Genomic DNA, 13016 nt, shown 5'->3' on the forward strand with positions numbered 1-13016 from the left:
GTACAACGGTTTAGAAATCAGCCAAGAAATGGCCAGGACTTACTTCACGGAGCTCGGGATTCCCCTCACCGCCGCGCTTTGCCGTATAACTGTTCTGGCTCAGTCGTTGACCGGCCTTCTTCGGATCTGGCTCCAAGATGGAAGACAATAGCGCTTGTGTATATGGATGAAGCGGATTCTCGTACAATTCATCACTTTCGGCAACCTCGACCAAACGGCCGGCGTACATCACTCCGATGCGATCAGAAATATGCCGCACCATCGACAGATCGTGCGCGATGAAGAGATAGGTCAGTCCGAACTCAGCCTGCAAATCCTCCAGCATGTTCACAACCTGGGCCTGAACGGAAACGTCCAGCGCGGAGATCGGCTCGTCGCAGACGACAAATTCCGGCCTTACTGACAAAGCTCTGGCAATGGAGATCCGCTGACGTTGCCCGCCGCTGAACTCATGCGGGAAGCGGTACAAATGCTCTCGCTTAAGTCCTACCTTCTCCAGCAATGCCGCAATGATTTCCTTGCGATCTTCGCCCTGGTGGATGCCGTGAATCTTCATCGGCTCGCTGATCAGATCCAGTACATTCAAACCGGGATTCAGCGAAGAATACGGGTCTTGGAAAATCGACTGGATGCGTCTGCGAAACGGCTTCAGCTTCTTCTCGCCCAGTCCACCGATTAGCTGACCATCAAAGGACACTTCTCCGTCCGTATAATCGTACAGACGAAGTAGACAGCGCCCTACTGTCGACTTGCCGCTTCCCGATTCGCCAACAAGACCAAAGGTCTCACCCTTACGGATCTGGAAGCTGACGCCATCCACCGCCTTCAGCACATCCGTATCGCGTCCCCAGATGTCTTTACCTTTGGAGAAATGCTTCTTGAGATTCTTCACGTCGACCAATATTTTGCTCTCACTCAAGCGAACGTCCCTCCTTCCACACCTACGGATACCTCACCATCAGCCAGCCAACACATCGAGCGATGTCCAGGAGACAGTTCGAATACCGGTGGCCGCTCCGCGCAGCGAGCGAACGCATGCGGGCAACGGTCCATGAACGGGCAGCCGGGCGGAGGATTCAGCAGATCCGGCGGTGAGCCTTCGATCGGCACCAGGCGTTCCTTTGACTTGCCCCCATTCTTCGGAATAGAGCGCAGTAAGCCTTTGGTGTAAGGATGCTGCGGACGGTAAAAGATGTCCTCCACCGTGCCCTCTTCCATGATCAGTCCGCCATACATGACAATGACCCGGGTGCAGACTTGGGCCACTACGCCCAAATCATGGGTTATTAGCGCGACTGCGGTATGCGAATTACCCTTCAGTTCCTTGAACAGATCTAGAATTTGCGCCTGGATGGTCGCATCCAGCGCCGTTGTCGGCTCATCCGCAATCAAAAGCTCTGGCTGGCAGGAAAGCGCCATCGCAATCATCACCCGTTGCCGCATCCCGCCGCTGAACTCATGCGGATATTGCTGTAAGCGCTGCTCGGGCTGACTGATCCCGACCTGACGCAGCATATTAGCCGCTTCCGCCAGCGCTGCTTCTTTATTTAATCCGCGGTGTCTGCGGATCACTTCCGTCAATTGCTGACCGATTCTTTTGACCGGATTCAGCGAGGTCATCGGGTCTTGAAAGACCATCGCGATCTGATTGCCGCGCAGTTTTCTCCACTGCTTCTCGGGCAGCTTCAGGAGGTTCTCACCGCGGAAGTTGATATTCCCCGAGGTGATTTTGCCAGGTGGTGTGATCAAAGACATAATTGCCTTGGCTGTCACGCTCTTGCCGCTGCCGGACTCGCCGACAATACCCACGGTCTCCCCGGCATCAATATGAAAGCTAACACCGCGCACGGCCTGATTCTCTCCATCCCGCGTGGAGAACGAAACCTTCAAATCTTCAATAGACAGTAGACGTTCCGTCATGATGTCTCCACACTCCTATCTCTTGATCAGCTTCGGTTCAAAGCCAACCCGCAAAATATCGCCCAGTATATTAAAGCTCAGTACGGTCAAAAGGATCAGCAGACCCGGGAACACCGCCAAATATGGCGCCTGCGCGATATACCCCTGCGCATTGTTCAGCATGCTGCCCCATGTGGCATTCGGAGGCTGTACCCCAAAGCCCAAAAAGCTTAAGGAAGACTCCATCATAATCGCCGAAGCGATGTTATTCGTAGCCCCTACAATGATGACCGGGATCAAGCCCGGCATAATATGCTTCAAGATGATGCCGAATGCACTTTGACCCGAGGCCTTGGCGTAAAGTACAAATTCCCGTTCCTTCAGGGTCATCGTCTCTGCCCGGATGACCCGGGCGATATGCATCCACATCAGTAAAGCTATAATGACAATAATATTGCCGACGCTCGGCTTCAAAAATACGCTGAGCAGCAACAGGATTAGAAAGGTCGGTATCGACAATATTACATCCAGCATGCGCATCAGGAGGTTATCCAGCCAACCGCCGAAGTAACCGCTGATTACACCTACCGTGACGCCAATGCCAGTCGCGATAATCATGGCAGTGAAGCCAACTAACAAGGATACACGGCCCCCGTACAGTGCTCTGGCGAAATAATCACGCCCGAAATCATCGGTTCCGAACCAATGCTCTGCACCGGGTGGGGTCAAACGTGCCATTACATTCAGCGCATTCGGATCATGACCGGATAAGAACGCGAAGATCGAGGCAAGCGTGAACAGGATCAGAAGGATAAGGGCAGCGACACCCATACCGTTTCCCAGCAGCTCACTTCCGACATTTTTCCATTTACTGCGATTCATGAGGTCACCTCGTTAGTTTAATTCGCGGATCCACGAAGCTGTACAGGATATCCGCCGCCAGATTGCCTATAATCAGCATCAGAGAAGAGAATAAAGTGATACCCATAATAACAGGATAATCCATCCCTCGTACTGCAGTCATACCTAGAGAGCCAATGCCGGGCCAGGAGAATACCGTCTCCGTAACAATCGCTCCGGCTACAAGATCACCCATAGACATCCCGAGCAGCGTAATTACGGGTAGCAGTACATGCTTCATGACATGGCGGAACAGCACTGTAGTCTTCGAAGCTCCGAAGGCATATTGAATCTGCACGTACTCTTCTTTTAGCTGACCAATTGTACTAGAACGAATATACCGCACGTAACTGGTCAGGAATCCAAAAGCCAGCACCGTACAAGGCAGAATTCCATGCTTAAAGACATCTGCCGCCGACTCCACGCCAATAGTACGCATCCCCATACTAGGAAGCCAATGAAGCTTGATCGCGAATAAATAAATCATCAGAATAGCCAGCCAGAAGAGCGGCACGGAAATCCCGATATACGAAATAAAGTTAATCAGCTTATCCACCCAGCGGTTACGGTTCGCTCCGGCCAGAAGGCCGAGCGGAATTGCGAGCAGCACGGCCAGAGCAATGGCGCTTCCCATCAAACCGGCTGTAGCCGGCAGGCGCTCCAAAATCTGGTCCAGCACCGGTTGGTGGTTGATCAGTGAATAACCAAGATTACCTCGCAGTAATTCTTTAAGCCAGATGAAATATTGAATGTAGGCCGGCTTGTCCAGTCCCAAATTATGCCGGACACGCTCAATGTCCTCAGCATGCATATTCGGGGTGACGAAGGAAAGCACCGGGTCTCCCGGCGCCAGCTTGATCATGAAAAAGCATACCACTGATACGAAGAACAATAGCGGTACAGTTTGCAGCAATCTACGGACGATGAGTTGTCTCATACGTAAACTCTCCCAGCTCATATCGGCAAAAAAATAAGCTGGATTAACCAGCTTATTTTTTCCCGTTCTTATTTAAGGTAGATTTTAGACAAATCTTCAAAAATAACGACAGGCTTCAATACTGCTTCTTCAATGCCACCATATTGTTTAGAGACAGCTACGATGGTCTTGGTATACGCAATAGGGTAGATCGGCGCATCTTCAGCTACGATCTCCTGTGCTTTTTTGTAAATCTCTCCGCGCTTAGCAGCGTCAGCTTCACCAGCACCTGCTTCAAACAATTTGTCTACTTCAGGATTGTTATAATGCGAGTAATTGGAATTCCCGGTAGAGGTGTACAGAATACTGTATGCATCCGGGTCATAACCCATGATATATCCAGCCAGAGCAAGTTCAAAGTCTTTAGCGTCCTTATCGATGAATCGTTTGGAGTATGCGGAAGCATCAATGCTTTGCAATTCCACATCCACACCGATCGCTTTCAGCTTTTGTTGCACATACAAGGAAACTGCTTCTTGTACCTTGTTACCGCTCGTTGTCATAAATCTTAGCTTCAAGTTGCTTACACCAGCTTTGTCCAGCAATTCTTTGGCTTTGGCTGCGTCATTATCGTACGAAGTGACGTCATTCGTGAAGAACAGGCCATCCGGTGTCAGGAACGATTTTGCCGGTTCAGCATAATCAGTAGATGTATAGGCTGTCTGGATCAACTCATCGCGGCTCAGTGCCAGGGATAGAGCTTCGCGTACTTCTTTCTTAGCAAGAGCACCTCTGTCGCTGTTGGCGTTGAATAGCAGGTATGCCAGACGTCCTTCGCTGTAAGGCAGAATTTCAAAGTTATTTGTCGCTTGGAATGTAGCTACGTCTTGCGGATCAAGATACTTCACGTTGATCTCGCCGTTTTGCAGCGCAAGGTTCGCACTGTTAGTGTCTTTAGCAATCCGATACGTTACGGAATCCAAATGTGGTTTACCGCCAAAGTAATTATCGAAGCGTTCCAATGTCAGGTACTCACCGGTTTTGTATTCTTTGAATTTGAATGGACCGGAGCCGACTGGAGCGGCGTTTTTAGGGCTCTTCTCGATGTCAGCCTCGTTCTCAAAGATATGCTTTGGAATCGGGCTGATTTGTACCAATGTAGCTTCAAAAGCCGGTGCAACTTGTGGAAGCTTGAACTCAACAGTCAGATCGTCCACCTTAACTGCTTCAATCGGCTTGCCACCGATAATCAGGTTGGATCTCAAAAGGCTGTTCTGCTTCTCGTCCAAAATGCTGTTGATGGTGAACACAACGTCGTCAGCTGTAAGCTTCTCTCCGTCATGCCAAGTCAGTCCGCTCTTCAGCTTCAATGTATAAGTAAGGTTATCTGCGGATGGTGTCAGGCTGTCCGCCAGATAAAAAGTTTTCTTCCCGTCATTCACTTGGAACAATGGTGCATACAGCGCTTGGTCGATAGTCAGGCTGACACGGTCGCCCGCATAGTTCGGGTTCAGGATGACCGGATCGGCAGCCACTCCAATAATTAGATTACCGCCGTCTTTTGGTGCACCATTATCAGCAGGCTGCTGCGTTTCCGCAGGTGCATTACTTGCAGCAGGTGCTGCGTTATTTCCGCCGGAGCATGCACTCACCAGGAGTGTCAATAATATTACACCGATAAAACCAGTTAGTCGTTTACGCATGTTTCTTTCCCCCATATCTCTCTATTGAATCCTCAAGATGTTTTTTTAATTATACATCGGAATACTAGGGATTACAATGGATGTATTTTCACATAAATGTAACAAGAAGGAAATTAGTAACTAAGTGTACTAACCTTACCTTTTGTAACGACACCCTTAGGTTATTGTACATCATTTGCATCAATTTTAAAATACGCTGACCACACCACAACCCTATATTGCTCCATTATTCAGGTTTTAATTAAAGAAAAAAGCGCCTCATGAAAAAAAAGGGTCAACGTTCACGTTTTCTAAATATATTAAACCAAACGCAAAAATGTATTTAGAGAACGGGAGGACCTTATGATCACAATCAGTTTGTGTATGATCGTAAAAAATGAAGAGGATACCTTGGGTCGCTGCCTGAGCTCCGTGGCCGATGTGGTCGATGAGATCATCATTGTCGATACAGGGTCGACAGACGCCACACAAGAGATTGCCCACAAGTATACGGAAAAAGTGTTTGATTTTGAATGGATTCATGATTTTGCTGCCGCCCGCAACCATGCCTTCGCACAAGCGACGAAGGAATATATCCTGTGGCTGGATGCCGACGATGTCTTCAAGGATGTGGACCGTGAACGCCTCCGCGCTCTCAAGAAGTCGCTGGACCCAGCGGTCGATTCCGTAACCATGAATTATCACCTCGCCTTTGATGAACAAGGAAATGTAGTGTCCAGCCTGCGGCGCAACCGGCTGGTCAAGAGAAGCAATGGCTTTCGCTGGATCGGCGCTGTCCATGAATATCTGGAGGTTAACGGGAACATCATCAACAGCGATATCGCCGTTACCCATAGCAGCATTCATCATGACAGCGATCGAAATCTGAATATTTATGAACAGAGGCTGGCTGGTGGGGAACAATTCTCGCCCCGGGACTTATATTACTTTGCCAATGAGCTACTGGACCACAGCCAGTATGAGCGGGCCATCAGCTACTATGGGCAGTTCCTCGCGACGGAGCTTGGCTGGATTGAGGATAACATCGCCGCCTGCGGCAAGTTGGCGGACTGCTACCACGGGCTGAAAGATGAGGACCGGGCGCTGCAAGCCGCACTTCTGTCCTTCCGGTATGATCAGCCGCGCGCGGAATTCTGCTGCCGGATTGGATACCATTTTCTCAATAAAAATAATATCAACGCGGCCATCTTCTGGTATAAGGCAGCCGCTGCAGATCAGCCTTCTGGCGAGCAATGGGGACTGCGCAACCTGGCCTGCTCTACCTGGCTGCCCCACCTTCAGCTCTGCGTCTGCTATGACAGAATCGGCCAGCATCAGCTGGCTTACGCCCATAACGAGGCGGCTCGGACCTACCGTCCCAGTGACGAACGTATACTGTTGAACAAGGCTTATCTGGAGGGCGTCCTGAATCCGCAGCCACAAGCGGAGCCGGAAAACACCCAAGGAGATGACATATGAGCGACAACCAACCTACCCGTGTGCTGCTTGGCAGCCCCATTCATCAGAAAGCGCCTGTATTGCAGCAATTTCTGGAGTCACTCGGCCGCTTGAAGTCAGAAGGAATCCAGCTTGATTTCTTTTTTATCGATGACAATCAGGATGAGCAGTCCACTGAATTACTCAAGATGTTCCAGGGCAGTACAGACAATGTTCTGATTCAACCCTCTGGCTACAATGATGCTTATATCCGAAACGATACCACCCATTTCTGGAATTCTAACCTGGTCTGGAAAGTAGCCACCTTCAAGAACCTTATGATCCAGCGGGCTCAGATCCTGGGCTATGATTATTTATTCTTGCTGGACTCAGATCTAATCCTCCATCCCGATACGCTGAGTCATCTCATCAGCACGGAGAAAGATATTATCTCTGAGGTCTTCTGGACGCAATGGCAGCCGGGCACGATGTTCCAGCCCCAGGTCTGGATGCACGATGAATACAACCAGTGGGATCTTCTACCAGGCGAGCAGTTATCACCTGAAGAGACCAATCGCAGATTCTACGAATTCATTGGCAGACTGCAGGTTCCCGGAGTCTATGAAGTTGGTGGTCTCGGAGCCTGCACGCTCATCAGTAAAGCAGCCGTCATCAGAGGCGTCAGCTATGATCCTGTTAAGAACATCTCTTTCTGGGGAGAGGATCGTCACTTCTGTATTCGCGCCGCAGCGCTTGGCATTCCGCTGTTCGTAGACACGCACTATCCTGCGCTGCACCTCTACAGGGATAGTGATCTCAGCAAAGTTGATGAATTTGTGCAGAGCACATCGGGTGAGGCAGGCACACTACCAGTTAGCGACCCAGAGGCTCCCTCTCCGCAGGAGGATCCCACTGAACCTGGAGACTCCGCAGGATCGGAAAGCTCCACAAGCCCGGATCATTCCGATGGACCGTTAGGCTCTACCGCGCCAGAAGAATCCCAACTTATTGAGCAAGAACCCTCTATTCCAGCCCCCGTGAAGCGGCCCAAGCTGACCTTAGCTATGATTGTTAAGAATGAGGCGAACCGATTTCTACGACAGGTGCTGGAAGAACACCGTAAGTATATCGACGAAGCCGTAATTATCGATGATGGCAGCACGGACGATACGGCAGATATCTGCCTGGAGGTACTGGCAGGCCTTCCTGTCACTCTTGTACGCAATACGGAGTCCAGATTCAGCAATGAATATGAACTGCGCACACAGCTATGGCAGGAAGTAGTCCAAACTGAGCCGGAATGGATCCTCACCCTAGATGCCGATGAAGTGTTCGAGAATAGATTTCCCCAAGAGGTCGACGAATTGCTACGAGCGACAACGTCTGATCTGATCTGCTTCCGGCTCTATGATTTCTGGGATGAGAATCACTATAGAGATGACCAGTATTGGAGTTCCCACCACAGCTTCCGACCATTTCTGCTTCGATACAACAAGGATTTGAACTACACTTGGAAGAATTCACCGCAGCACTGTGGCCGTCTGCCGGAGAACGTGTTCGAAGTGCCCCATCAATTGAGCCTGCTACGTATTAAGCATCTCGGATGGTCCCGGCAGGAATTCCGTCTCCAAAAATTCGCAAGATACATGCACCTTGACCCTGAAGGTCAATATGGGTGGAAGGAACAGTATGTCTCCATCCTCGACGAGCAGCCTCATCTGGTACCTTGGGTGGAATAAACGAGGCAGCTAACTTTGGATGATGGTTACGCTGGGTACAAACTCACTGCAAAAACAAAGGCCAGCCGATCTGGGTTGGCCTTTTCACATGTCTTCGTTCTCCTTAGCTAATATTCACCTACATATCTTTCAAGTTATTCATGATCTAGCATGCTCAAGATTACCCGCCAAAGGTCTCATTCTCACCCTGAATAAACTCCAGGAACTCCAGAATAATCGTAGAGACCGCATCCTCCTCTGGCAAATGAATGAATTTGCTGATCCGCAGAATATCCTCTTCATATAAATTTATAAGCCGCAGCATGGCCTCGGTATTCCTTTGCTTAGCAGCACGCAGCAATTCTAGGATTTCACGGTCCGGGATAATTCCCGGATCATCTTTTGTTTCCATTTATTCACCCCCTGTTGACTGATATTCAGCTGCCGGGCGACCTCGGCTTCCGTCAAATCCTGAAAGTAAAGTTTATCTATAATGATCTTTCCCTGCGGAGGCAACGTGTCGATAAGCTGCCGGACCCAAACTTTCTCTTCTGAGGAAACCGCAAAGCTTTTACCGACAGAGGGATTATCATATAAGGAGCACTCCCGGCTCCTGATTTTTCTGGCTCGATACTGAACTCTCCATCCAATGCGATAAATCTCGCTTTTACATAATTCATAAACCGACGTCTGCTTGTCCACAATTAAGACTCTCCTCTCTGGTGTTGTCTATAGTAGGGAAATTCAAGAGAATTTATTACAACTAAAACAGGAACATTTGTTCTTGTTTATAGTACCATTATTTAACTACATTGTGAAATGATCTGGGAATTCTCTGTTTCAAATGCACTGGTTGAGTGCTTTTTCAAAAAAAATAGATTTCCGGTTGTTATTCTCTATACGGGAGCACCTATATAAGTGAAGGCTATGACAGCCTATCCAACCTAAGGGAGCTGCTATGATGAAAAAAGTGCTGTATGTACCACTGGATGATCGCCCGGTGAACCTGGATGATGTCATTGTCCAAGGAAGATCTGCCGGCATCCATATCATTACACCGAAACTTGACGATATCAGGAACCGGCCGGATTCCGAGAAAACTTCCTCCGGCACCACACTGGATAGTACCTCTTCACCAACCTATGGTCATCCGGCGCATATCCGCCATTTCATTCTGAGCCATGCCGCATCGGTGGATGGCTTTATTATTTCGAGTGATATGCTGGCCTACGGGGGCCTGATCGGTAGCAGACGTCTTCGTACAAACGCTGGCGGGGCTTACCCGGACTATGATGACTCAACAACAAATCTGTTAGATGTTATTCGCCTTGTTAAGCAAGATTACCCGGACAAACCGGTGTTTGTGCTGGATACGATTATGCGACTGGCGACAACAGTGTTTACTGAGGGGCTCACTTTAGACGCCTATAATGAATCGCGTGGGCTTATGCTACAGCCAAGAAGAACTTTGACGGCGTTCGATGATATTTTGGAGGGGTATAACCTGTCCCCGGATTCCTCCTATGGAAATACCATTCATTTTGATAAAGAGCAGTACTATAACACTCGCCAGCACAAATTCAAATCCAACCGCTATATTCTGGAGTCTCTGGCGAAAGAGGGCTATATTGATTTCCTGGCGATTGGTGTGGACGACGCCAATACCCAAGGGGTGCAGATCAATGAGATCAAATACGTGGAAGGACGCATTCAGGCTTGGCTAGGGGGCGGAAGTAACGGTCAAAATCCGGATCGAGCCATCATTCTTCCAGATGCGGATGGATTGGGGCAAGCGCTGGTAGCTCGTATGGCGAACCTGCTATATCGCGGCGGGGCAAAGCCTGGTTATGCTGTACACTATTTCGGCCCCCATGGCTCTACTATTACCAGCGCTTATGAATATATGGATGTGCATCAAAATTTAGAGCGCCACGTGGACATCATCGGCGGCTACATGGTATCGGACGACCCTGCAGTGGAAATCGTCGCGATTACTGCAGCAGATCAACTCCCCGCAGCTCTGAACAGAATCACCGCCAACAGTGAGCAGTGTATTCCGACCATCGTCATTGATTTCGTCGACTTGGGCAAAGGCAATCCTGCAGTGACAGAAGCCCTACTGGGCAATGAACACACAGGCCGTCTTCTGGGATACTGTGCCTGGAATACTGCCGGTAACAAAATGGGGATCGCCCTCGGCATGGGTCAAGCCAGGTATGCCTACCTGGTGACAGAAACGAATGAAACCGCCCTTAAGGCAGCCATGAATGCTCACGGGTCATTGCTATTCAAACGCTTTTTGAAAGACTATTACTATAAAACCGTCGCCATCGTTCTGATCCGAACCTATTCCAGAGATCATTCCTTATATACCAATACTTCAACACTTGCCGATCAGAATATGCTGCTGTTCAACTCACCTGCCGATTATACCCATATGCAAACTGTCCTGCGGGAGCAGATGCAGATCCATACCGCCACTCTTGCTGATAAAGCGGCTTTTCAAGCCAGCAACTCAGCGATTCTCCAAATCTGCGGCTCCGACTGGACTTATGCTGAATATGCCTGCGCGATACTCCCATACGAGAACCCGGACTTTATCTGGGGCCGTGCCTTTGAAATTACGTTAAGTCCAGTCCTGAACCTGGAATAACGTCATTCTTTCCACTCCAAATCCAAATAAAGCAGCCCGCTCCATGAAAAGTGGAACGGGCTGCTGCTCATTATGTCCATGAAAGGATTTTCTCACAACATAGATATGGAGCTTTACGGAACGGAAAAGTGATAACACCTATCGGCTCATATCCGGCGCACCGGTACATCCTGACAGTATCTTTCTATTCGTATTTGGACATCATTCGAGAGAGCTTTGTTACCATCTCACTCACCAATTCTGCTGGTTGTTGGACGGTTGCCTCATGGCCCAGGCCGATCATAAAGTCAGCCAGGAAAGCAAGGTCATGCTTCGGAACCTCTCCTTCCAGCCACCCGGTGTCATCGTCACGGATATGCAGCTTGGAGACCAGCCATAGTTCCGCTTCACATCTCTGAACCCCTGCCTTACCCAGCTCGACAAACAGTGGTATGGTCTCCGTCTCCTTGTGCAATACTTCCTTCCGGTTGCCCAAATGGACATCCCGCAAATCCATCGGTGCAAGGCCAGAAGTATCCAAATCCACGGAGTACATTCTATCGCAGCGGAAGACCCTAATGCCCTCACGGAGAAAACAATACGCGGGACAGTACCATAAGCCATTATGGGCATAGACTCCTATGGGCTGGATCTGCCGCTGCGAATGTTCTCCCTTCGCTTCATATTCAATGGTCATCACCCGCTGCCTGATCGCTCCTTCCAGCAGCATAGATAGATAAGGGGACTCTGTTTGCCGCACAGGGGTCACAAGATCGAAGCGATTCTTCACCTGGTCAATACGGTCTCGCACCTCGCTGGACATGTGGTGGTAGAACTTCTGAAGCGCTGACGCAGACTCCTCCTTAAAGGGTAACGAAGTATAGTGACGCAAGGCATGGCTGGCAAAAAACAGGGCAACTGCTTCCTCCTCCGTAAAGGCAATGGGCGGAAGAATGCTTTCTCTCAACACTTGATAACCACCGTGTGGCCCCACTTCTGAATACAGAGGAACACCCAGCTCGCTAAGCTCCTGCAGATCCCGCAGGATGGTCCTTGTAGAGACTTGGAATTCCTCGGCGAGTTCCTTGACGGTAAATCTCCGTTTCCGGTTGACGGTCATCATTAGCTCCAGTAGCCGTTTTGATTTTGGCATATGACCGACTCCAATAATTTTTTATTAGTGACAAGAGTTGTCACTATTAGACTCTACAATAAGATTACAGCCAGAACAAGAAGTCCAACACACCATAATTCAACCTAAGGAGATGTATAAGAATGTCTTTTCAATTAATTCCCTACATTATGCTTGACGGTCAGGCGGAGGAAGCCATCCAATTCTATGAACAAACTTTAGGCGCCAAACTGCTGTTCAAACAAACTTTTGGTGAAGGCCCGCAGAACCCCGATTCTCCGCTGAAGGCAGAGGAAGCAGCACTCGTCGCGCACGCCATTCTGAAGATCGGCGACACGCAAATTTTTGTGGCCGATTGCATTCCAGGGTTAACACTCCAAGAGGGCAACCTCTTGACGATCTGCCTCACCACCGATGATAGCCATCAGGCCAAGCAATTTTACCAGACCTTACAACAAGGGGGGCAGGTTATTTTGCCGCTGGAAGAGGCTTATTTCAGTCCGGCTTACGGGATGGTTAAGGATAAGTTCGGCGTATCCTTTCAAATTTTCACCAAACGGCAATAGCAGTAGTATAACCACCTTTAAGCCCTCCCTTTTTCAATCAGACAAAAGGGTCGCGATCTTACCTTAACAGCACCTTAACTCAAAGCCCCGGGATTAATATAATGATAAGATTCAGTTACGCACGTGTTAACACT

General features: G+C 49.3%; 12 protein-coding genes. 4 read left to right on the forward strand and 8 right to left on the reverse strand.

The window, feature by feature from the left end; all coding sequences use genetic code 11:
* Positions 1 to 10 precede the first annotated feature (10 nt).
* The 5 genes from AC3Y23_RS22115 to AC3Y23_RS22135 all read right to left on the reverse strand — a co-directional run bounded on the left by AC3Y23_RS22115 (position 11) and on the right by AC3Y23_RS22135 (position 5418).
* A complete protein-coding gene (locus tag AC3Y23_RS22115) occupies positions 11 to 919 on the reverse strand; it encodes an ABC transporter ATP-binding protein (RefSeq protein WP_379203083.1) in 909 nt (302 codons plus the stop codon).
* Positions 916 to 1920: an ABC transporter ATP-binding protein gene (locus AC3Y23_RS22120; protein ID WP_379203085.1), complete on the reverse strand. Its 1005-nt coding sequence runs from the start codon at positions 1918 to 1920 to the stop codon at positions 916 to 918. The genes AC3Y23_RS22115 and AC3Y23_RS22120 overlap by 4 nt, the downstream gene beginning before the upstream one ends.
* 15 nt (positions 1921 to 1935) lie before the next feature.
* Complete coding sequence (locus tag AC3Y23_RS22125; RefSeq protein ID WP_379203087.1) at positions 1936 to 2781, reverse strand: ABC transporter permease; 846 nt, start codon at positions 2779 to 2781, stop codon at positions 1936 to 1938.
* A gap of 4 nt (positions 2782 to 2785) precedes the next feature.
* The gene (locus AC3Y23_RS22130) at positions 2786 to 3736 is read right to left on the reverse strand and encodes an ABC transporter permease (protein WP_379203089.1); all 951 of its coding nucleotides are present in this window, start codon (positions 3734 to 3736) and stop codon (positions 2786 to 2788) included.
* 68 nt (positions 3737 to 3804) lie between these two features.
* Positions 3805 to 5418, reverse strand: a complete 1614-nt coding sequence (locus AC3Y23_RS22135) for an ABC transporter substrate-binding protein (RefSeq protein ID WP_379203091.1) — start codon at positions 5416 to 5418, stop codon at positions 3805 to 3807.
* Positions 5419 to 5760: 342 nt separating this feature from the next.
* Here AC3Y23_RS22135 and AC3Y23_RS22140 point away from each other — a divergent pair, with 342 nt between their 5' ends.
* Both AC3Y23_RS22140 and AC3Y23_RS22145 read left to right on the forward strand, forming a co-directional pair.
* Entirely contained in the window at positions 5761 to 6876 is a 1116-nt protein-coding gene (locus tag AC3Y23_RS22140; RefSeq protein WP_379203093.1) for a tetratricopeptide repeat-containing glycosyltransferase family 2 protein, read from the forward strand.
* Entirely contained in the window at positions 6873 to 8573 is a 1701-nt protein-coding gene (locus AC3Y23_RS22145; RefSeq protein WP_379203095.1) for a glycosyltransferase family 2 protein, read from the forward strand. Before AC3Y23_RS22140 ends, AC3Y23_RS22145 begins: the two co-directional genes overlap by 4 nt.
* A gap of 160 nt (positions 8574 to 8733) precedes the next feature.
* On the opposite strand, the gene AC3Y23_RS22150 is transcribed toward AC3Y23_RS22145, so the two are convergent.
* On the reverse strand, positions 8734 to 8964 hold the full coding sequence (locus AC3Y23_RS22150; RefSeq protein WP_379203097.1) for a hypothetical protein: 231 nt from the start codon (positions 8962 to 8964) through the stop codon (positions 8734 to 8736).
* The gene (locus AC3Y23_RS22155; protein WP_379203099.1) at positions 8916 to 9254 is read right to left on the reverse strand and encodes a sigma-70 family RNA polymerase sigma factor; all 339 of its coding nucleotides are present in this window, start codon (positions 9252 to 9254) and stop codon (positions 8916 to 8918) included. The genes AC3Y23_RS22150 and AC3Y23_RS22155 overlap by 49 nt, the downstream gene beginning before the upstream one ends.
* 259 nt (positions 9255 to 9513) lie before the next feature.
* Here AC3Y23_RS22155 and AC3Y23_RS22160 point away from each other — a divergent pair, with 259 nt between their 5' ends.
* Positions 9514 to 11205, forward strand: a complete 1692-nt coding sequence (locus AC3Y23_RS22160; RefSeq protein WP_379203101.1) for a DUF4127 family protein — start codon at positions 9514 to 9516, stop codon at positions 11203 to 11205.
* Between the two features lie 184 nt (positions 11206 to 11389).
* Here the strand turns inward: AC3Y23_RS22160 and AC3Y23_RS22165 are convergent, their stop codons facing one another.
* On the reverse strand, positions 11390 to 12337 hold the full coding sequence (locus AC3Y23_RS22165; protein ID WP_379203103.1) for a helix-turn-helix transcriptional regulator: 948 nt from the start codon (positions 12335 to 12337) through the stop codon (positions 11390 to 11392).
* Between the two features lie 122 nt (positions 12338 to 12459).
* Between AC3Y23_RS22165 and AC3Y23_RS22170 the strand changes: the two genes are divergently transcribed.
* Positions 12460 to 12882 (forward strand): VOC family protein, encoded by a 423-nt coding sequence (locus tag AC3Y23_RS22170; RefSeq protein WP_379203105.1) that lies wholly within the window; start codon positions 12460 to 12462, stop codon positions 12880 to 12882.
* Positions 12883 to 13016: the final 134 nt, after the last annotated feature.

It is taken from the genome of Paenibacillus sp. MAHUQ-45, from assembly GCF_058133325.1.

Bases quoted from the DNA above. Each gene is read 5' to 3' on its own strand.
- AC3Y23_RS22120 (WP_379203085.1), bottom strand. From the start codon at position 1,920: ATGACGGAACGTCTACTGTCTATTGAAGATTTGAAGGTTTCGTTCTCC.
- AC3Y23_RS22125 (WP_379203087.1), bottom strand. From the start codon at position 2,781: ATGAATCGCAGTAAATGGAAAAATGTCGGAAGTGAGCTGCTGGGAAAC.
- AC3Y23_RS22130 (WP_379203089.1), bottom strand. From the start codon at position 3,736: ATGAGACAACTCATCGTCCGTAGATTGCTGCAAACTGTACCGCTATTG.
- AC3Y23_RS22135 (WP_379203091.1), bottom strand. From the start codon at position 5,418: ATGCGTAAACGACTAACTGGTTTTATCGGTGTAATATTATTGACACTC.
- AC3Y23_RS22140 (WP_379203093.1), top strand. From the start codon at position 5,761: ATGATCACAATCAGTTTGTGTATGATCGTAAAAAATGAAGAGGATACC.
- AC3Y23_RS22145 (WP_379203095.1), top strand. From the start codon at position 6,873: ATGAGCGACAACCAACCTACCCGTGTGCTGCTTGGCAGCCCCATTCAT.
- AC3Y23_RS22150 (WP_379203097.1), bottom strand. From the start codon at position 8,964: ATGGAAACAAAAGATGATCCGGGAATTATCCCGGACCGTGAAATCCTA.
- AC3Y23_RS22160 (WP_379203101.1), top strand. From the start codon at position 9,514: ATGAAAAAAGTGCTGTATGTACCACTGGATGATCGCCCGGTGAACCTG.
- AC3Y23_RS22165 (WP_379203103.1), bottom strand. From the start codon at position 12,337: ATGCCAAAATCAAAACGGCTACTGGAGCTAATGATGACCGTCAACCGG.
- AC3Y23_RS22170 (WP_379203105.1), top strand. From the start codon at position 12,460: ATGTCTTTTCAATTAATTCCCTACATTATGCTTGACGGTCAGGCGGAG.